Here is a 20342-nt window from a genome sequence, read left to right as displayed (position 1 = left end):
AATTTTTGCGCGCTACGGTCGTCTGACGGGCTTGGGCAGGGGTACACAATGCAGGGGCGAACGGCGATTCCGGCCTTACTGGCGACGTTGCTCTTTGCAACGGCGGCACCGGCCGAGACCCTGAACCTGCTCATCTGGGAATCCTATATCGACCAGAAGATCCTCGACCGCTGGTCGTCGATTACAGGCGTGTCAGTGCACCAGGTCTATTACGACAGCGGCGATACCCGCGACGAGGTGCTGGCCGATCCGAACAGCCGCGTCGATCTGGTGGTAACCGGCGAAAACAGCGCCGCTCTCTTCGGTCGCAAGGGCGTTCTCGAAAAAATCGACGAGACCAACGTCGCCTCGCTCAGGGACTATGACGAGAGCTGGCGCAAGCGCTGCTCCGGCCGGGGCCTGCCCTATCTCTGGGGCACGATGGGCATTCTCTACCGTTCCGACGTCTTAGCCGAAGCGCCGACCTCCTGGCAGGACCTGATGCGCCCTGCCGCTGCGCTTGCCAAGCATGTGGCCATGTACGACGACCACAACGAGGCCTTCGTCGCCCCGTTGATGCTGCTCGGCCAATCGATCAATACCAACGACAGCAGCACGCTGAAGGCCGCCTTTACGCTGATGAAGGAACAGGCCCCTTCGGTGCTCACCTACGAATACATCATCAGCGCGATCCAGAACCCTGCAGTCAGCAAGGACATCTACATGGCGCTCGGCTACAGCGGCGACCAGCACGTGCTGAACGCCAAGGCCGGCACCCCTGGCGTGTGGCGTTATGCGGTTCCGAAGGAAGGCACACTCTCCTGGCTCGACTGCATGTCCGTCGTTGCCAATTCGCAAAACAAGGATCGGGCGCTGGCGCTGCTCGACTATCTCGGTTCGCCGGGAAGTGCCGCCGCCAACGCGCTGGCGCTCAACATGCCGACGGCAAGCCGGGCGGCCCACGCACTCCTGCCGGAAGAGGTTCGCTCCGACCCGGCGATCTACCCCTCGCCCGACATTCTGGCCAAGAGCCAGTATCAACAGGAACTGTCCACAGAGTCGGTGCAACTGCGCCGGCGTATCATCAGCACATTGGCGAATTTCCAGTGAACCTCGGCAAACGCGCGCTCATCCTGATCTTTCCCGTGGTGCTTGCCGGCTATCTGCTGGCGGCGGTCTCGGTCCACGTCACGCAGAGCCGCTCCATTCGCGCGCTCGAGCATGCCAAGCTGTCGCAGCGCCTTGAACATGCGGCCGCCGTCTTCCAGAACGAGATCGGCCGCAGCAAGGGCTTTCTCAATGCGCTGCTGAACGGCAATTCGCTGCGCCAGTACGTTTCCGAAACCGATGCGAGCTACAGGGCCAATGCGCTCGGCGTCCGGCTGCAGGAGAGCGTCAAATCGCTGCTCGACGATCCGACGGGCTATGTTTCGCTCGCGCTTCTGAGTTCGGAACTCAAGTCCGAATACTATTTTGAAAACAGCTGGGATCCGTTCGCCGAGATCGACGAGGCACAGCTCAACCTCGCCCGCCGGCTGATCCGCGAAGACAAGCTCGCTGACTGGACCTATCTCTACGAAGCGGGCCAGAGACCGCGCATCGTCTATTCCTTCTTCCTCGACCCCATTGCCTTTACCCGGCCGTTGCCGAGCAAGAAATCGAACGCCCTGCTCGTCCAGGTCGCGATCCAGCCCGACCGCTTCCTCGACATGCAGCAGGCGCTGAAAAAGGAATACGGATCCGACATCGTTCTGCAGCCCTGGCCGCAGGCCATCACCGACGACCTTTCGGCAAGCGTGCATCTCGGACCTTCGCTCTATGCGACGCTCACCGTTTCGAGCGAGCATTTCGACGCGCTGATGGCGCGGCAGAAAATCCTGCTGGCGCTCGGCGCCGTCGCCATGAGCCTGTTCTCGATCTGGCTGATCATCATGTTGATCCGCCGCTTCATCACCGATCCGATCGCCACTCTCGACGCCAATGTGATGGCCGTGATGGTGGGTGCGCGCGACGAAATCCGCGATATGGAAGAAAAGGGCGAGATCGGGCGTCTCACCGAAAACATCCGCGAACTGCACCGCCAGTCGGTGCAATCGCTGAAGCTCGTGCAACGCAGCTCCTGGACCGATACGCTGACCGGGATCAGCAACCGTGGCCACTTCAACGCACTCGCCGCAGGCGTCGTTCGCGAGGCGATCGCGGCCGGCGAGAAGTGCAGCCTGCTTTTCATCGACATCGACAACTTCAAGTTCGTCAACGACAAGCATGGTCACGAGATCGGCGACGAACTCCTGAAAACCTTGGCGGCCCGCATCGCCGAGCGGGTCGACGTGATCACCGAGCGCCGCGGCCAAAAGCCGGCGATCCTCGCGCGCCTTTCGGGCGACGAATTCGCCGTGCTGGTGCGCTCGCGCCCGGGCGACGGAACGGTCCGGGAAATTTCGGGCGCCATCCTCTCGCTGTTCGAGGACGGCTTCGAAGTCTCCGACAAGCGTTATCCGGTGACCGCAAGCATCGGCGCTGCGATCTGCCCGGATGACGCCACCAACCTCACCGAACTGATCGCGAATGCCGATGCGGCAATGTATCAGGCCAAGACCAGCGGCAAGAACCGCTCCGCCCGCTACTCGCGCGCGCTTCACGACAAGCGCACGCGGCTGCGCCAGATCCAGGACGAGCTGCGCTCGCTCGATCCGGACGAACAGTTCCACCTCGTCTACATGCCAATGGTCGATACCGAGGGCCGGGTCACCGGCTGCGAGGCGCTGCTGCGCTGGTACTCGCCGGTGCTCGGCAACGTCACGCCGGATGAATTCGTGCCGATCGCCGAAAGCTCGGGGCTCTTCACCAAGATCGACTGGTGGGTGATCAACAAGGCGATGTCCGACTGCGGCCAGTTGAAGGCCCTGTTCGGCCCCGAAACAGTGCTCGCCATCAACATTTCCTCGGCCGAACTACATTCCAAGGCGATCGCCGACCACTTCGCCGACTGCCTGGAACGGCATGGGCTGGAGGCACGCTCGATCGAGATCGAGCTTACCGAAACCTTCGCCGTCAAGTTCAGCGACCAGCTTCGCCGCAACATCGATGCGCTCCGCCAGAACGGCTTCCGGCTTTCGATCGACGATTTCGGCGCCGGCTACACGTCCGTGCAGCAGATCATCGAATACACCGCCGATACCATCAAGCTCGACCGGGCGCTGGTGTCGAACCTCACCGCGTCGCATTCCCTGCCGGTATTGAAGGCGCTGATCGCGCTCTGCCACGCCAAGGACGTCGCGGTCGTCGGCGAAGGCATCGACACGCCGGAGAAACTCTCCATGCTGACGGCTGCCGGCTGCGACCTGTTCCAGGGTTACCTCATCAGCAAGCCGCTGCCGATCGAGGATCTGGCGATCTGGGCGCTGACACGCACCGCGCGTTATGCGCACGACGAAGCGCTGGACGAGCAACAGAGCCGCCAGGCCATCGCCTGAGATGGTGGCGATTGCGAGAATCGCCACCCGAACTCCCGTTTTCCCTTGACCTTGCCGCCCTGCCGTCCTAACCGCAGCGCAACATTTTTCGGGATATCGGGGGCTGCAATGAAGGTTCTTCTGATCGGATCGGGTGGGCGCGAACACGCCCTTGCATGGAAGATCGCGCAGTCGCCGAAACTGACGAAGCTTTATGCCGCACCGGGCAATCCCGGCATCGCCGAAGAAGCGGAAATCATCGCGCTCGACACGGACGACCATGCAGCGGTCGCCGACTTCTGCCGCAAGGAAGCGATCGATTTCGTCGTGGTAGGACCTGAGGGTCCACTGGTCGCCGGCATCGCCGACGTGCTGCGCGCAGCCGGCATCGCCGTCTTTGGCCCCTCTGCCGCGGCCGCCCAGCTTGAAGGCTCCAAGGGCTTCACCAAGGATCTCTGCGCCCGCTACGATATTCCGACCGGCGCCTATGGCCGCTTCACCGATGCGGAGAGCGCCAAGATCTATGTGCGTGAACAGGGCGCACCGATCGTCATCAAGGCCGATGGTCTCGCCGCCGGCAAGGGTGTCACCGTCGCCATGACGCTCGACGAGGCGCTCGCCGCCGTCGACGACTGTTTCGCCGGCGCCTTTGGCGCCGCCGGCGCCGAAGTGGTCGTAGAAGCCTATCTCGACGGCGAGGAGGCAAGCTTCTTCTGCCTCTCAGACGGCAAGACGGCGCTGGCGCTCGCGTCGGCCCAGGACCACAAGCGCGTCGGCGACGGCGATACCGGACCGAACACCGGCGGCATGGGCGCCTACTCGCCGGCCCCGGTCATGACGTCAGAGATGATCGAGCGCACGATGAAGGAAATCATCGAGCCGACGATGCGCGGCATGGCGGAAAGCGGCCATCCCTTCTCCGGCGTGTTCTTTGCCGGGCTGATGATCACCGCCAAAGGACCGGAACTCATCGAATACAACGTCCGCTTCGGCGACCCGGAATGCCAGGTGCTGATGATGCGCATGAAGAGCGATCTTCTGCCGCTTCTCTATGCCGCGGCGACCGGCACGCTCGCCGGCATGACTGTGGAATGGCGCGACGAGACGGCGCTGACCGTCGTGATGGCCTCCAAGGGCTATCCGGGCAGCTACGCGAAGAACACCCCGATTGACGCCCTCCCCGCAGCATCCGACACCACCAAGGTGTTCCACGCCGGCACAGCGATGAAGGACGGAGGCCTGGTCGCAACCGGTGGCCGTGTGCTCAACATTACGGCGACAGGGGCAAGTGCCGGCGAGGCCAAGGACAGGGCCTATGCGGCGCTGTCGGCCGTTTCCTGGGACAACGGCTTCTACCGGCACGATATCGGCTGGCGCGCGGTCGCGCGCGAGAAGGCCTGACCGGAAACCGGTCAATTCGCGGATCATTCTATTTTTACCAATTCTCCTGACGGGAAAGTAAGGGAGCGCGCATATTCTCGCCGGTAACGATCCGGGAGAAAAACGATGCGCCTGTTGCTGATCACCACCGTCCTTGGGCTTGCTGCTGGCAACGCCGCGGCGTCGTCGATCGAAGCGATCGCCTCCGGCACGACCGACAATGCCAGCGTCTCCACGGTTTCCTGCGCCGATTGCCCGCCGTTGCAGTCGCGGAAGAAGGTCACCTACGTCGTCCCGACGATCGCGGCGGGCGACGAGACGATCGAGCTCAAGAAAATCAACGGCGAGATGAAGATGGTGCGCACGGAGGCCTGGCTCGGCGGGTCGCCGGTGGTGTTCGTCAGCAAGCCGTCCCACGAGATGATCAGGACGGCCGCGGCCGAAACCGACGATGCTGCAACGGTGACCGTCTCGAACATCGCAAACGACCAGAACCCGCAGGCGTCCAGGCCGGAGTTTCTTTCCATCGATCAGACCGCAAAGACCGCCGCGGTGACCCCGATCGGCGCGTCCATGGTGGCTGCGCCCGTGGCCGACGAGAGCTCACAGGATTTTGATCCGTCCACCCTCGAACTTCGGCTAGACTGATCGCCTATCGGGAAAGTTCCCTGCCCCGCTCAGCCGTCCCCTGCATTCAAAGGCTGACGGGCGTATCGCTGTAAGAGCGAGAGATTGCGCCCCTGAGAGAAGCGGGGGCGCAATCTTTTTATTGCGAGCCTTCCAATTCATCGATCCGCGCGACCAGCGCCTCTATCTGTCTGTCAGAATAGACTTCGACGCCGTTGGCGAGGAGCAAGGCGGCCGTTACGCCTTCACCCGGATGGCGCGCGCCGGAAAAGCTCCCGTCATAGACGAAACCCGACCCGCAGGACGGGCTGCCATCGATCAGGAGCGCGAAGCGACAGTCGGCTTGCCTGGCAAGCGAAAGAGCGTTTTCGGCAGCCTGTATGAACCCCTCGGTGACGTCGCCGCCGTCTATCTCCACCACCCTCGCCTTGCCGGCGAGCACGTCCTTGCCGACAGCGCCGGCGGCGATCTCGGCCGGCGGACGCGGCACCGGCATGCCGGCCGACATTTCCGGACAGATGGTCACGAGACGGCCTTCCGCGCGCCAGCGGTCTATCGCCGGGTGCAGGAGCGGCTTCGACTGGCCGTCGTAGCGGACGGCATGGCCCATGAGGCAGGCGCTGACGAGAATTTTTGCGGGCATGCCTTTCTCTACTCCGGCGCCCTGCCGGTCAGCAAGCGCGATCGCAGTGCCCGGACAAGGGATCAGATCCAGCGGTCGTTTTGCGCGGTGCGTTCGCCACCCTCATGCCCGGTGTTGAGCGTGCCGCGCGGCTCGATCAAGAGCATCTTCACCTCGTGCTCCGCATAGGGCTTGTGTTCGACGCCCTTCGGCACGACGTACATTTCGCCGGGACCGAGCGTCACGGACCCGTCGCGAAAATCGATCCGCAGCGTGCCCTCGATGACGATGAAGGCCTCGTCGGTATCCTTGTGATCGTGCCAGATGAAGTCGCCCTCGATGCGCACGATCTTGAACTGGTAGTCGTTGAGTTCGGCAAGGACGCGCGGCTGCCACTGATCGCTGAAGAGCGAGAGCTTCTCAGCGAAATTGATCGGCTTGTAGGTCTTCGTCGCGACATTCATCGGCTGTCTCCATGATGATGATGGAGACAGGATATAGGGCGCCGGCTCCCAACCAGCTTGAACGTTTGTGCGCGAGGGACCGCCGAGGCCGCCAGCGAGCCGGCGGCAGGCAGCCGTGCCTTAGCCGGCGATCTTCGAGAAGTCGGCGACCGTGCCGGTGGCCGAGCGGATGAGACCCAGCAGCGCCAGGCGGTTGGCCCGGATCGCAGCATCGTCGTCATTGACCAGCACGTCGTTGAAGAACTGGTCGACCGGCTGGCGCAGCTTTGCCAGTGCTTCCATGGCCGAACGGAAGTCCTCCTTGGCGATCGCCTCGCGCGCCTCGCCCGAACCGGCTTCGACGGCCTGGTGCAGCGCCTTTTCGGCATCGAGACGGAAGAGGCCGGCATCGACGGCGTCGGCGACGGTCGTTCCCTTCTTCTCTTCGGCTGCCAGGATCTGCGTCGCGCGCTTGGTGCCGGCGAGGAGGTTGCGGCCTTCCTCGTCAGTGATGAAGGCGGTCAGCGCCTCGACGCGGCGGGCGATCATCAGAAGATCATCCGAATCCGGCGTCAGCACCGCGTCGATCAGATCGTGGCGGGCGCCGAGATCGCGCAGGTAGACCTTGAGGCGGTCATGGAAGAAGGAGAGCAGGTCGGCGGAAATGTCAGCCGAAAGTTCCGGCTTCTGCGCGCGAAGGGCCACGAGCGCCGTTTCGAAAGCGGGTAGCAGCGCCAGGCGCGCCTTGCCTTCCAGGATCAGGCGGATGACGCCGAGTGCGGCACGGCGCAGCGCGTAAGGATCCTTCGAACCGGTCGGTTTTTCGTCGATTGCCCAGAAGCCGACCAACTTGTCGAGCTTGTCGGCAAGCGCGACGGTGACCGCCACCGGATCGGTCGGAGCGCGGTCCGAGGGGCCATTCGGCTTGTAATGGTCTTCGATCGCGTCGGCGACCGCAGGCTGTTCGCCCTGAAGCAGCGCGTATTTGTGTCCCATGATGCCCTGAAGCTCGGGGAACTCGCCGACAGCTTCGGTGCGCAGGTCGGCCTTGGCCAGCACGACGGCGCGATCGACGAGCTTCGTATCCGCACCGGTCACCTTGGCAAGTTCGGCCGCGAGCGCCCGAATGCGCGCAACGCGTTCACCTTCCGTGCCGAGTTTGGCATGGAAGGTGACCTTCAATGCGTCGAGCTTGGCCATGCGCTGATCGAGCGGCTTCTTCAGATCGAGATCGAACTTCTTGGCGGATGCTTCCAGCGTTTCGAGATCCGGCAAGTTACCCTGGTCGCGGTGCCAGAAATGCGCTGCGTCCGAAAGACGGGCGCGCACGACCTTGCCGTTGCCGTGCACGATCTCCTTGCCGCCGTCCTTCGCCTCGATGTTCGAGACGAGGATGAACTTGTTGGAGAGCGTGTCGGCGCCCGGCGCGCGGGTGACGAAGCACTTCTGGTTGGTCTTGATCGTCAGCCGGATGATTTCCGAGGGGATCTCGAGATAGGCTTCCTCAAAGCTGCCCATGAGCACCTGCGGCCATTCGACGAGGCCGGAGACTTCTTCGAGCAGGCCTTCGTCTTCGACGAGCTCAAGGCCGTTGGCGAAGGCGACATTGCGGGCGTCGGCCAGGATCATTTCCTTGCGGCGCTCGCCATCGAGAACGACCTTCGCCTTTTCCAGCTTCTCGGCATAGTCGGCAAAGCGGCGAACCGTGATCGCTTCCGGCGCGTGGAAGCGGTGACCATAGGTGACGTTCGAGGCGACGATGCCGTCGACTTCAAACGGGATCACATGGGTTTCCTCGGTTTCCGAACCGAAGGTGCAGACGATCGACTGCAGCGGGCGGACCCAGCGGAGCGAACCAGGCTTGGCCGAGGCCACGCCGGAGCGCATCGGCTTCGGCCAGGGGAAATTGCGGATGATATCCGGCATCGCCTCGGCGATCATCTCTTCGGCGGGACGGCCCGGCTTGACGATATGGGCGACGTAGAAGTCGCCCTTCTTCGGGTCACTATGGACGTGCGCCTCGCTGATCGAGGAAAGGCCGGCGCCGCGCAGGAAGCCTTCGATCGCCTTCTCGTTGGCGTCGGTGCGCGGACCCTTGCGCTCTTCGCGAACATCGGCGGAGCGGGCGTTGAGGCCGCGGATGTCAAGCGTCAGCCGGCGCGGTGTCCAGTACTCGCGCGCCCCCTCATAGGTCAGGCCCGCTTCGACCAGGGCATCGGTCAGCAGCTTCTTGAGGTCACCGGCCGCCTTGCGCTGCAGGCGGGCAGGAATTTCCTCGGAGCGGAGTTCGATAAGAAGATCGGGCATGGGAGTGACTTTTTCTGTTCCTGACGGTTGCGGCGGACTTAGCAATCTCTGGCAAGATTGTCACCAAGCGCCGCGATGAATTTGGTTTTCCAAGGGCAAGTGCGAGGCGGATTTACCAGCCGCCGCCACCACCGCCACCACCGCCGCCGCCGGAGAAGCCGCCGCCGGAAGAAAAGCCCGACGATGACGATTTGGGTGGGGGCGGCAGGGAGGACGTCATCGTGTCGGCCATGGATCCGGCAAAACCGCCGATGCGATCGCCGAAGGTGCTCGAGCCGAAGCCGTCACCGTGATACCAGCCCGGCTGATATGCAGCGGCCGCAGCCGCCCCAGCCGCCGCGGCAAGCAGCCAACGATCGAAGGTCTCGGTCCAGGGCTTCTCGACGCCAAGCGCCACGGCGTAAGGGAGCAGCGTCTCGAAATGCCGGGGCGACATTTCGGGCGCGCCTTGCATGTTCATCCGGTCTTTCTCGGCGAGCGTCATGTATTGCCTGAGCCCGTCGATGCCATCCATCATCCGCGTTCCGAGCGGCGTCGGCGCACCCATCAGGAAGAAGAACAGCACGTTGACGAGCACGATCGCGCCGATCACGAAGAGCAGCGGCAGTTCGTCGGTTTCGGCTGCCGAATAGAAGACGGCCGCAAGGATGGTCGAGAAGATGGTGAAGGCGACGAAGCCGATGAAGGCGACCACGACGATCGACATGATCCGACTCATCAGGCTCCTTTCGCGGCGAAGCGACTTGCCGAAGGAGACGGCGAGGATCGAGACGAAGAAGGCGATGAAAACAGGAACGATCACCAGCGGCAGGCTGTCCTCGCTGAGATCCCCGAACAGGAACACGGCCGCAACCGCCAACACCGAAAGGATGACACCGGCGACGATGTAACCGCTGTTGGCGTGGTAGTACTTGCCGCGATGCTCGCGCTCCATGGCGTTGCGGAAATCGGCGCCGGTCGCCTGCACCCGTGTGCCGTGGGCGGGGTCGATGGTGAGCTTGCCGCCAGCGGCATCGACCGCCTTCATCACGGCCGCCTCGCCGGTCGGCAGCTTTTCGTCGGGTTTCTTGCCGGTGGCGGCAATGACGATGGCGTTCTTCAGGTCTTCGAGAACCACGTGGCCCTTGACCGCGAGATTGAGTGCTGCCGCCGACAACGCGGTCCAGCCCTCGCCGGAAAAGCCCCTGTTGTCGATGTAATTGACCAGCGCCGGTGAGATGCCCTCCGGCGGATCCCAGCGCGGCACCATGACGCCGCGGTCCGGGTCACGCCCGGCCCTGAGCCAGGCCTGGCTATAGTAAAGCAGGACGACGGCAAGGCCGGCACCGGCGATGACGAGCGCCAGATGGTCGTGCAGCCACCAGGCATTTTCCTGGCTGGAGGTGGGCCTGTCGATGCTGCCCTTCGGCATCTTGATGGCGATCGTCAGCCCTTCGCGCGGATCGAGACGTCGGGTGGTGGCAAAGAAGATTTCGCTGCCGTCCCTGGATGCGCGCGCATCCTTGCCGGTCGCGCCATAGCCGCCAGTGAAGTAATCGAGCGCTTCGGCCCTTACGCCTTCCGGCAGCGTCACGGTCGCACTCGCCTCGTCGATCGGGAAATCCCACTCCGTACCGGTGACGTTCCAGTAGAGTTCGTCGTGATCGTCAAAGAAGCGGATCTGCCGGCCAGTCTCGTAGGTGAACTGGAAGGTATGCTCCCCCCGCTCCAGAAAGACCTCGGCCGAACCGGTGTAGATGCGGATGCCGCCGTTGATCGTCTCGGTGCGATAGGGCTCCTCCTCACCGTCACGCTCGACCGAGAGCAGCTTGAAATCGACCTTGCTGCGCTTGCCCTTCGCGTCGGTGAAGGTCAAAGGCATATCGCGATAGATACCTCGGCGGATCTTGTTGCCCTCGACCGTCGCCGTGATCGTCTCGGTCACCGTCATCGTGCCGTCCTTGGCGACATCGATGACGGAGCGATAGGCGGAGAAGACCTCCTCCGCCCGACCGACGCCTGCCGTTGCCAGCAAAAACACCAGAACGGCAAATGCGGCAGCGAAACGGACCATGCGGATCAAGCTTTCTTCCGGTTGAGGTTCAAGACACGAGATCGGTTCTTATGGGTGAGAACGGGATGCGCGCGGAAACCGCAGACACGGCCGCACATCCCGCACGGTATCAAGGCCGGTCGCCGGTGAATTCGACGCCGAGCGAAGCGAGTGCATCCCAATAGGCCGGGTACGTTTTGGCAACGCAGCCGGGATCTTCGATGGCGATGCCGTGGATCTTCAGGCCGGCAAGCGCAAAGCTCATGGCGATGCGATGGTCGGCGAAGGTGTCGATCGAGGCGGGCAAGGTCTGGCCGGCAAGCGTGGGATCGGAAGAGACGATCAGGTCGTCGCCTTCCTCGTGCGCCAGATCCGGCCGGATCGCGGTCAGACCGAGCGACAGCGCGCGCACGCGGTCGCATTCCTTGACGCGCAGGTTGGCGAGACCGACGAAGCGCACCGGCGTGTTGTTGAAGGCGGCAAGCACGGCGATCGTCGGGATCGCGTCCTGCATCTGCGAGCCGTCGATGACGGCGGGCAGGTTCGGGAAGCTCGCGATCACCGCATGGGCGCGGGCATCCGGCTGCGAGAAGGCGTCCGCCGGAACGCCGATATCGATGGCGCCGCCGGTCAGGACTTCCGCAGCCCAGAGATAGGTCGCCGCCGAAGCATCCGGCTCGATGACATAGTCGGCTGCCTTGTAGCCGGTCGGCGCGACCTGCCAGACGGAGGGGCTCAGCTGCTCGACTTCGGCGCCGAAGGCACGCATGGCGGCAACCGTTAGGTCGATGTAACCGCGCGCGCCGATCTCGTCGCCGGCAAGCTCGATGTTGACAGGACCCTTGGCGCCGGGGGCCGCCATCAGCAGGGCCGAGACATACTGGCTCGACAGGCCGGCATCGATGACGACGCGACCGGCCGGGAAGCCGCCGGTGCCTTTGACGGTGACCGGCGGGCAGCCGGTTTCGGAGGTGACTTCGACGCCGAGCGTTCCGAGTGCTTCGACCAAGGGCTTGATCGGCCGCTTGCGCATGTGCTGGTCGCCATCGACCACGACCGTGCCATCGACGAGCGCGGCAGCAGCCGTCAGGAAGCGTGTCGCCGTTCCGGCATTGCCGAGGAACAAGGGAGCTGCCGGCGGGAGCAACTTGCCCGTGCTGGTGACGACGAAGGTCGTTTCATCCGGCTCGCTGACTTCGACGCCCATCGCGCGCAAGGCTTCCGCCATGTAGCGGGTGTCGTCGCTCTTCAAGCCACCCGTCAGCCGGCTCGTGCCCTTGGCAAGGCCGGCCAGAAGCAGCGCCCGGTTGGTGATCGACTTCGAGCCCGGCGGGCGCACATGACCGCGGAGCGGGTGGTCGGTCGGCAGGATGGTCAGTTTTTTCATGCTATCGGAGGTCATCGAATAGGTCTCTTGATGCGAATGGCGCCGCGGCGGGATCCCGCGGCGAGGAATGTTCGGGAGGCGTGGCTGTCAGAACTTGACCTGCGGCACCGCGCGGTCGGCTTCGTTGGTGATCTCGAAATAGCCGGCTTTGACGAAGCGGAAGGCGTTGGCGATCAGGTTGGACGGGAAGCTCTCGACCTTGACGTTCAAGTCACGGGCCGCACCGTTGTAATAGCGGCGCGACATCTGGATTTCGCCTTCGATCGTTTCCAGCGAGCGCTGCAGCTCGGCGAAATTCTCGTTGGCCTTGAGGTCCGGATAAGCTTCCGCCAGCGCAAAGAGCTTGCCGAGCGCCTGGGAGAGCGCGCCTTCCGCCTGGGCCCGCCCCTCGACGTCGCCGGCTGGCACCGCCTGTGCGCGGTTGCGCATGGCGATCACCTCTTCGAACGTCGACTTCTCGTGTGCGGCGTAGCCCTTCACGGTTTCGATCAGGTTCGGGATCAGATCGGCGCGGCGCTTCAACTGCACATCGATACCGGACCACGCCTCCTCGGCGATCTGCCGCGCCTTGACGAGACCGTTATAGACGAAAACCAGATACAGAATCACGACGACGGCGATTGCCAGACCGATCATAGGGCACCCTCCAAAAACTCGCGCAGAGATTAGCATTCGCTTCTCAGCTTCAAAGCGCTTTCTGCAGCATTTGGCCAGAGAAACCTGCTCCTCCCCAATTCCCGCTGCACCGTGAACACTGTGTTTCCCGATGCCACGCCTTTTCACGTCAAAAGACCGGCTTTCCTGTTCCATCGGGAACGGCGACCGGACCGGCGATGGGCGATAGTCGGTTCATCGAACAACCCCGGAAACGAAGTGAAGACCATGAAAACGCTCGCAACTCTCATCAACGTGATCGCCTTTACGGCGCTCTTCGTTGCCTATGCGAGCGCGCATTCTCCGGAACGGCCGAGCGGTGTTCGCCGCGCTCTTCAGACCTACTCCGGTCAGGTCTATACCGGCGCCTATCCCACAATGAAGCCGTACTGCAAGAACGACGCCGGCACGACCTTCGTCATCTGACAGTCGAAGGTTCAGCGATCCGCGCCGCGATCGCCGCTGCCGCCTCATCAGCGCCGAGCGTCGTCACATCGATTTCAATCAATCGGTCGCTTCTGCCGCGCAGCAGCCGGTGCGCGCGCCGCAATCCCAGAAGAACTTCCGGATCGGTCAGCTTGTGCAGCTTGCTCCGGCCGGCGCGTGTCAGGCGCTTGAGATTTTCCTCGACGTCGCAATCGATCACGACCGCAACGAAGCGAGCGCCGCGTTTTTGCGCGAGTGCGGCGCAGTCCTCGAAGGCACGCGTGTCGGTGGCATCGTCCGAGAGCGCATCGGTGAAGATGAACGACCGTTCGGCTGCCGCCCTTTCCAGGTGCTCGAACACGCTTTGGCGGACCGCCGATCGAAGCGAGCGATAAAGCGGGTCACTGCGCGCAAACAGTGCCTCGGCCGGATTGATCAGCGTGTGATTGTCGGCGAGCCGCGCGCCCAGCCTTTCAGCAAGATGGCGCGCGATCGTCAGCTTACCGGTACCCGGCCAGCCGTTGATGTGAACGACAAGGCCGGACGGTTCTACGCTCAAGCGGCGTCCCGGTTGAGGTTCGCGCCACCGGCGTCGGTCAACAGGAAGGCTTCGCCGCAGGCCTTGGCGAGCGTGCGCACCCTAAGGATGTAGCTCTGGCGCTCGGTGACCGAGATCACGCCGCGGGCATCGAGCAGGTTGAACACATGGCTTGCCTTGATGCACTGGTCGTAGGCTGGGAAGACGCATTTGTGCAGGTGGTTGTTGCTGTGGTCGCCCGGTGCTCCGGCAGCCAGCAACGCCTGGCACTCGGCTTCCGCATCGATGAAGTGCTGATGCAGCATCGCCGTGTTGGCGTATTCGAAATTGTAGCGCGAATATTCCTGTTCGGCCTGCAGGAAGACATCGCCATAGCTGATCTTCTCGGCACCCTCGCGACCGTTGAAGTTCAGGTCGTAGACGTTGTCGACGCCCTGCACATACATGGCGAGGCGTTCGAGACCGTAGGTCAGTTCCCCCGAAACCGGCGAGCACTCGATGCCGCAGACCTGCTGGAAATAGGTGAACTGCGACACTTCCATGCCGTCGCACCAGCACTCCCAGCCGAGACCCCAAGCGCCGAGCGTCGGGCTTTCCCAGTCATCCTCGACAAAGCGGATATCGTGCAGCAGCGGGTCGAGGCCGATCGCCTCGAGCGAGCCGAGATAGAGTTCCTGCAGGTTGGACGGGTTCGGCTTCAGGATTACCTGATACTGATAGTAGTGCTGCAGGCGGTTCGGGTTTTCGCCGTAGCGGCCATCGGTCGGGCGACGCGACGGCTGGACGTAAGCCGCACGCCAGGGACGCGGGCCCAGCGCGCGCAGGGTCGTTGCCGGATGGAAGGTACCGGCGCCCACTTCCATGTCGTAGGGCTGCAGCACGGCGCAACCCTTATCGGCCCAGTAATTGTGGAGTGTCAGGATCAGAGCCTGAAACGAGCGCTTCGGGTTCATATGATCAGGCAGAGTGGTCATGGATCGCGTCCGGATTTCTTCTAGAAAATGTGCCGGACAGGTGCCACGCCTGATGACAGGGGTCAAGCGCTACGGCAGCGGGCGGGCAAATAGACCGCAGCCACACCGACGCGTTCCGACCGCCCTCACTCGCCGTCGCGCTTCAGCCTGTATTCGCCGGTTTCCGGGTCCTGCACCAACGTTCCCTGCGCCCCGGTCTGCTCCTCGCGGCGAGCCTGTTCGCGCTGGCGCGTCAGCTTCTGGGCATCCGCCACGAACTTGCGATAGCCGAGCCAGAAGACGAAACCTGCGATCAGGAGCAGGATGAGTTGCGGCATTTTCCCTCCAAGGACATTTCAGGCCGGGCAGGCATCAAAGCCCGAACCGCGCCCACAATGCCCTTTCCTCGATGGCTTCGGCAAGTCCCGCCGCTGCGGAAGCGGCCATTGGCTCGACCAGAGCACCGGCAATGGCCGCGCCGCTCTGCCGGCGGCCAAAAAGGCTGCGCACCGGCTGGATGAGCTCGAGCCGCGCCTTGTCGCCATAGCGCTTCTTCACCTCGCCGCGCAGATCGCCGAGACTATCGATGATGCCGAGCTCCAGCCCGCGCCGGCCGGTCCAGAAAAGGCCGGAGAAGATATCCGGATCGTCGGCGAGCAGCTGGCCGCGACGGGCCTTGACCATCTGGATGAAGGTATCGTGGATATCGAGCTGCAGGTTCTTCAGGAACGCGATGTCGTTTTCCTTTTCCGGCTGGAACGGATCGAGCATCACCTTGTTTTCGCCAGCGGTATAGACACGCCGCTCGACGCCGATCTTCTTCAGGAGTTCCGGAAAACCGAACCCGCCGGAGACAACGCCGATCGAGCCGACGATCGACGTCGGGTCGGCAATGATCTCGTCGCCGGCAAGCGCGATCATATAGCCGCCGGATGCGGCGACGTCCTCGACGAAGATCAGCACACGCTTTTTCTTCTCCTGGGCGAGATCGCGGATGCGTTGGTAGATCAATCGCGACTGCACAGGGGAGCCGCCAGGCGAATTGACGGAGATCGCGACAGCAGGCGCCTCCTTGATTGCGAAGGCCTTTTCGAGAAGCGGGGCCGCTGTCGCCAGGTTGAGCGCCGGCCGGAACTGACCGCCGCCGGCCATGATCGCGCCGTGGAGCCGGACGACGGGGATCGTCACGCCTTCCTTGCGAAAACGCTTGGGCAACAACCGTCTCAGGAACGCCTTCATTTCAACTCCTGCCTGCTGGGACATGCCATGATTTTGAGCCGGAACGACCGGAAATCATAGACATGACCGCGTCTCATCGGCGAAAAGCGGAATGCTTCGCCGGATCGCCCGCCAGGGGCTCTTCCATGCCATGTATGCACTGATGCGGCGAACGCAATGCCGCATACGGTAAATCAGCGGCGGCGATAGGCGGCGCGGCCATTGTTGAGGTCGTCGACATGGTCTGCGAAGCGATGCCCCTCCTCGTGCATGACGAGCGGGGCGCGGAAGACTAGCCGCTTGCGGCTCTGCTTGATCGCCGTCACCAGGATGCGCACGGCGTTTTCACCGACCCGCGGATGCAGCGCCGTGATCTCGATGCCGCCAAAGCGGCGGCCGCAAGCGGCGATGATCTCGGCGATCGATTCCGGCCGAGCGATCAACGACAGTTGCCCGCCGGGCTTCATGATCGCGCCCGCCGTCTTCACCCAGATCTCGAACAGCCCGTCGCTCATCGCATGGGCCTCGGCCTTGAGCGCATCCGGAGTCTTGCGGTCCGAGGCATCGTTGAAGGGTGGGTTCATGATCACATGATCGAAGCTGTCATCCGCCAGACCCGTCGCGACACGCGCCTTGCCGGTCAGTGAAACGTCGGCCTCAACGACCGAGACGCGCGAGGAAAAACGGGCGTTTTCGGCAAGCGCCAGGCTGCGGCGGGCAAACTCCGCCATAACGGGCGAGCGCTCCACCAGCACCACTTCCGCATCGTCGATCCGCGAGGCGACGGCCATGCCGGCTGCACCCGCGCCCGCACCGAGATCGGCGACCCGGCAGGGACGATCCGATGCAACGAGCGACGCAAGCAGCATGGCGTCCATGCCGGAGCGATGCCCCTGGCCGAGTGGCTGGACGACATGGAACTTGCCGCGGTGAAATGCATCGACGGTTTCGGTCGCAGCCGGCATCGGCTCCGTGCTCAAGGGCGCAACTCCGCCTCGAGCCCGGCATCGATCAGGATCCGGCGCGCCGCGTCCGCGTCTTCCTCGGCGACCAGAAAGCGACGGGGCAAGAGTCCGAGCGAGCCCTCAAGAATGCTCATCCCCTGGTCGGCGATGAGACTTGCGATGCCGGCATCCTTCATCAGGCTCTCGGCAAAGGAGAGCACGACGGCATCGTTGGTACGGATCAATTCCTTCATCCGGCGGTTTTTCCTGTCCTATTTCAGCAAGCGGGACAATTCGCCTCTTGCCGCACGGGACACCCCTTCCTATTGTCGAAAGCGACAATGAAAACAGGAGTCCCGGTGTGGGCGTAGTGATACCGCTGGAAGACAGCAAAAACAAACAGGCGTCCGTAAAGCCGCTCGTTGATCTGACCGCTGCGGACATGGAGCGCGTCAACCAGCTTATCCTGTCGAAGGCCGGCTCCGACGTTCAGATGATTCCCGAGGTCGCCAACCACCTGATTTCTTCGGGCGGCAAGCGCCTGCGCCCGATGCTGACGCTCGCCTCCGCTGCGATGTTCGGCTACGAGGGCGACGCCCACGTCAAGCTCGCAACCAGCGTCGAATTCATGCACACCGCGACGCTTCTCCATGACGACGTCGTTGACGAAAGCGACCTTCGCCGCGGCAAATCCACCGCACGCACGATCTGGGGCAACCAGGCAAGCGTGCTGGTCGGCGACTTCCTGCTCGGCCAGGCCTTCCGCATGATGGTCGATGTCGGCTCGCTTGACGCGCTCGACGTGCTGTCGACCGCAGCTTCGGTCATTGCCGAAGGCGAAGTGCTGCAGCTCTCCGTCGCCAAGAACATGGAAACGACCGAGGACGACTATCTCCAGGTCATCCGTGCCAAGACCGCAGCCCTTTTTGCCGCCGCGGCCGAAGTTGGGCCGATCGTTGCCCAGACCAGCAAATCGGACCGCAACGCGCTGAAATCCTACGGGATGAACCTCGGCCTCGCCTTCCAGCTCGTCGACGACGTGCTCGACTATGGCGGCTCGTCGAGCGACCTCGGCAAGAATGTCGGCGACGACTTCCGCGAGGGCAAGATCACCCTTCCGGTAATCCTCTCCTATCGCCGCGGAACGGCGGAAGACCGTGCCTTCTGGCGCGAGGCGATCGAAGGCGGCGACAGCAGCGACGCGAACCTCGACAAGGCACTCGGCCTGATCAAGCGCTATGGGGGCTTGAGCGACACCATCGCGCGCGCCCAGCATTACGGCACGATTGCCCGCGATGCGCTGGCGCCGCTGCCGGCGTCTCCCTGGAAATCGGCGCTCACCGAAGTCATCGACTTCTGCATCGATCGCGTCAGCTGACGGGCTCCGGGCAGGTCAGAACGAGCGACAGGATTTTCTTGCCGCGTTGCGCCAAAAAAGCCATTCTGTTCCTCAAGAGTTGCGTTGGGCTATATGTGGCTGACTCCGAAAACAACCCTTAGTGGTGCGAAAGCCGAGCAATCGGCGCGAAAGGTTTGACATGCGGCAAAAGACGATTCTCCGCCTCCTCAGCGGCGCAGCACTGCTGGCTCTCGCTGCTGTCAGCGGCGGCTACCAGGCATTTGCCGAGGAGAAGACCGCAGCCGTCGAGGAAACTGAGCCGTTCGACATCAAGTCGGTCAATACCTTTTCCGGCGCGTTTCTCGCTGCCCGCACCGCCGATACGGACCGCGACTTCGCTTCCGCCACAGAACTCTACCGCATCGCGCTGCAGTTCGAGCCGAACAACAACGACGTCAAGCAGCGGCTGATGATCACGCTTCTGATGGCGGGCCAGTTCGACGAAGGCGCGAAGATTGCCGAGCAGTTGAAGTCCGACCCGGCCGTCGAGCGCATCACGACGGTCATTCGCGCGATCGAGGCGATCCGCAAGCGCGAGTATCGCAACGCACAGAAGCTTCTGAACTACCAGGGTCCGAACGATCTCGACCGGCTGATGAACGGCCTGCTTTCGGCCTGGGCGAAATTCGGCCAGGGCAAGCCGAAGGAAGCACTCGCCGAGATCAACGGCCTTGACGGTCCTGAATGGTTCCGCGTGTTCAAGAACTATCATGCGGGCGCGATCGCGGTTGCTGCGGGTGACAAGCAGACGGCGCGCACCAGGCTCAACGATGCCATTCTCGACCGCGAGGGCGGAAGTGCCGCTCCCGACACCTTCATGCGCGCGGTCGAAGCGCTTGCCCGTTTCGAGGCGCGCGAAGGCAACAAGCAGAAGGCGCTCGATACCGTCGCCGTCGGCGAAAACATGGTCAACAACTACACGCCGCTGCAGGCGCTGAGGACCGATATCGAGAATGGTGTTCCGCAGGAACAGCAGGTCAAGAACGCCACCCAGGGCGCTGCGGCCGTGCTCTTCTCGATCGGTGCGGCACTCAACCGCGACGGCGCCGAGGACATCGTCTCGCTCTACCTGCAGACCGCGCGCCGGCTCGACCCTGACAGCGCCGACATCCTGGTCATGCTCGGCGGCATCGCCGAAAACCTGAAGAAACCGAACGAGGCGATCGAACTCTACAAGGCCATTCCCGAGACCTCGCCGATGCGGCGCGTTTCGGAACTACAGCTCGGGCTCAGCCTCGCCAGCATCGGCAAGGTCGACGAGGCGAAGAAGCACCTGAAGGCGCTCATCGACGTCGATCCGAAGAACATCCGCAACTATCTCGCCTATGGCAGCGTGCTTTCCGACGCCAAGGACTACAAGGAGATGGGCGAACTCTACGATCGCGCCGTCGAACAGATCGGCTCCGTCCCGAAGCGCAGCGACTGGACGGTGTTCTTCCAACGCGGCATCGCCTATGAGCGCCAGAAGCTCTGGGACAAGGCCGAGCCGAACTTCCGCAAGGCGCTGGAGCTCAATCCGGACCAGCCGCAGGTGTTGAACTATCTCGGCTATTCCTGGGTCGACATGAACATCAACCTCGAAGAAGGCCTGGAGATGATCCGCAAGGCCGTCGAGTTGAAGCCGGATGACGGCTATATCGTCGATTCCCTCGGCTGGGCCTATTTCCGCATGAACCGCTTCGACGACGCAGTCGTGGAACTGGAGAAGGCGGCCGAACTGATGGCCGGCGACCCGACGATCAACGATCACCTTGGCGACGCCTACTGGCGCGTCGGCCGCAAGCTCGAAGCCGTGTTCCAGTGGACGCAGACGCTCGAACTGAAGCCCGAGGAAGCAGAGATCCCGAAGATCAAGGCAAAGATCGAGAACGGCTTGCCGCCGCTCAAGGAAGCGGTCCCCGCCTCGGCCGATGCCAAGGAAACCGCGCCGAAGAAGGTGACCCCGGAAGCACCGGCGCCGGACAAGAAGTCCTGACCG

General features: G+C 63.2%; 19 protein-coding genes. 7 read left to right on the top strand and 12 right to left on the bottom strand.

The window, feature by feature from the left end:
* Window positions 1–48: 48 nt before the first annotated feature.
* The 4 genes from FA04_RS02445 to FA04_RS02430 all read left to right on the top strand — a co-directional run bounded on the left by FA04_RS02445 (window position 49) and on the right by FA04_RS02430 (window position 5462).
* Entirely contained in the window at window positions 49–1089 is a 1041-nt protein-coding gene (locus tag FA04_RS02445) for an ABC transporter substrate-binding protein (protein WP_034801108.1), read from the top strand.
* Complete coding sequence (locus tag FA04_RS02440; RefSeq protein ID WP_034801106.1) at window positions 1086–3455, top strand: putative bifunctional diguanylate cyclase/phosphodiesterase; 2370 nt, start codon at window positions 1086–1088, stop codon at window positions 3453–3455. Before FA04_RS02445 ends, FA04_RS02440 begins: the two co-directional genes overlap by 4 nt.
* 108 nt (window positions 3456–3563) lie before the next feature.
* Complete coding sequence (gene purD / locus FA04_RS02435) at window positions 3564–4835, top strand: phosphoribosylamine--glycine ligase (RefSeq protein WP_034801104.1); 1272 nt, start codon at window positions 3564–3566, stop codon at window positions 4833–4835.
* Between the two features lie 105 nt (window positions 4836–4940).
* On the top strand, window positions 4941–5462 hold the full coding sequence (locus FA04_RS02430; protein ID WP_034801101.1) for a plant virulence effector HPE1-like domain-containing protein: 522 nt from the start codon (window positions 4941–4943) through the stop codon (window positions 5460–5462).
* A gap of 118 nt (window positions 5463–5580) precedes the next feature.
* Here FA04_RS02430 and FA04_RS02425 read toward each other — a convergent pair whose 3' ends face one another.
* From FA04_RS02425 to FA04_RS02400, 6 genes are all read right to left on the bottom strand, one after another.
* Entirely contained in the window at window positions 5581–6084 is a 504-nt protein-coding gene (locus FA04_RS02425; protein WP_034801098.1) for a 2-thiouracil desulfurase family protein, read from the bottom strand.
* 62 nt (window positions 6085–6146) lie between these two features.
* Window positions 6147–6527, bottom strand: coding sequence for a cupin domain-containing protein (locus FA04_RS02420; protein WP_034801096.1), 381 nt, complete (start codon window positions 6525–6527; stop codon window positions 6147–6149).
* A 120-nt stretch (window positions 6528–6647) separates the two neighbouring features.
* The gene (glyS, locus tag FA04_RS02415; protein ID WP_034801093.1) at window positions 6648–8813 is read right to left on the bottom strand and encodes a glycine--tRNA ligase subunit beta; all 2166 of its coding nucleotides are present in this window, start codon (window positions 8811–8813) and stop codon (window positions 6648–6650) included.
* 112 nt (window positions 8814–8925) lie between these two features.
* Window positions 8926–10866, bottom strand: coding sequence for a DUF2207 domain-containing protein (locus FA04_RS02410; protein ID WP_034801090.1), 1941 nt, complete (start codon window positions 10864–10866; stop codon window positions 8926–8928).
* Window positions 10867–10975: 109 nt separating this feature from the next.
* Window positions 10976–12247 carry a 3-phosphoshikimate 1-carboxyvinyltransferase gene (locus tag FA04_RS02405; RefSeq protein WP_034801088.1) on the bottom strand — a complete coding sequence of 424 codons (1272 nt, stop codon included), beginning with the start codon at window positions 12245–12247 and terminating at the stop codon, window positions 10976–10978.
* A 72-nt stretch (window positions 12248–12319) separates the two neighbouring features.
* On the bottom strand, window positions 12320–12868 hold the full coding sequence (locus FA04_RS02400; protein ID WP_034801085.1) for a LemA family protein: 549 nt from the start codon (window positions 12866–12868) through the stop codon (window positions 12320–12322).
* Between the two features lie 246 nt (window positions 12869–13114).
* Here FA04_RS02400 and FA04_RS02395 point away from each other — a divergent pair, with 246 nt between their 5' ends.
* A complete protein-coding gene (locus tag FA04_RS02395) occupies window positions 13115–13312 on the top strand; it encodes a cytidine/deoxycytidylate deaminase family protein (RefSeq protein ID WP_034801082.1) in 198 nt (65 codons plus the stop codon).
* Here FA04_RS02395 and FA04_RS02390 read toward each other — a convergent pair.
* The 6 genes from FA04_RS02390 to FA04_RS02365 all read right to left on the bottom strand — a co-directional run bounded on the left by FA04_RS02390 (window position 13305) and on the right by FA04_RS02365 (window position 17219).
* Window positions 13305–13871, bottom strand: a complete 567-nt coding sequence (locus tag FA04_RS02390; RefSeq protein ID WP_034801080.1) for an AAA family ATPase — start codon at window positions 13869–13871, stop codon at window positions 13305–13307. The two genes, FA04_RS02395 and FA04_RS02390, sit on opposite strands and share 8 nt — an antisense overlap.
* On the bottom strand, window positions 13868–14824 hold the full coding sequence (locus FA04_RS02385) for a glycine--tRNA ligase subunit alpha (protein WP_060516372.1): 957 nt from the start codon (window positions 14822–14824) through the stop codon (window positions 13868–13870). The genes FA04_RS02390 and FA04_RS02385 overlap by 4 nt, the downstream gene beginning before the upstream one ends.
* A 125-nt stretch (window positions 14825–14949) precedes the next feature.
* Window positions 14950–15141: a membrane protein gene (locus FA04_RS02380; RefSeq protein WP_034801076.1), complete on the bottom strand. Its 192-nt coding sequence runs from the start codon at window positions 15139–15141 to the stop codon at window positions 14950–14952.
* Window positions 15142–15175: 34 nt separating this feature from the next.
* The gene (locus tag FA04_RS02375) at window positions 15176–16042 is read right to left on the bottom strand and encodes a S49 family peptidase (protein ID WP_034801074.1); all 867 of its coding nucleotides are present in this window, start codon (window positions 16040–16042) and stop codon (window positions 15176–15178) included.
* A gap of 173 nt (window positions 16043–16215) precedes the next feature.
* A complete protein-coding gene (locus tag FA04_RS02370) occupies window positions 16216–16986 on the bottom strand; it encodes a tRNA1(Val) (adenine(37)-N6)-methyltransferase (protein ID WP_034801071.1) in 771 nt (256 codons plus the stop codon).
* An 11-nt stretch (window positions 16987–16997) separates the two neighbouring features.
* Complete coding sequence (locus FA04_RS02365; protein ID WP_034801069.1) at window positions 16998–17219, bottom strand: putative signal transducing protein; 222 nt, start codon at window positions 17217–17219, stop codon at window positions 16998–17000.
* Between the two features lie 107 nt (window positions 17220–17326).
* Here FA04_RS02365 and FA04_RS02360 point away from each other — a divergent pair, with 107 nt between their 5' ends.
* Window positions 17327–18343, top strand: a complete 1017-nt coding sequence (locus FA04_RS02360) for a polyprenyl synthetase family protein (RefSeq protein ID WP_034801067.1) — start codon at window positions 17327–17329, stop codon at window positions 18341–18343.
* A 160-nt stretch (window positions 18344–18503) separates the two neighbouring features.
* Window positions 18504–20339 (top strand): tetratricopeptide repeat protein, encoded by a 1836-nt coding sequence (locus tag FA04_RS02355; RefSeq protein ID WP_034801065.1) that lies wholly within the window; start codon window positions 18504–18506, stop codon window positions 20337–20339.
* The last annotated feature ends 3 nt before the right edge of the window (window positions 20340–20342 follow it).

Origin of the sequence: Ensifer adhaerens (genome assembly GCF_000697965.2) — a bacterium.
Lineage (GTDB): Bacteria > Pseudomonadota > Alphaproteobacteria > Rhizobiales > Rhizobiaceae > Ensifer > Ensifer adhaerens.
Note: the sequence above shows the minus strand (reverse complement) of the source record. Positions and strands in the feature narration are given on the sequence as shown.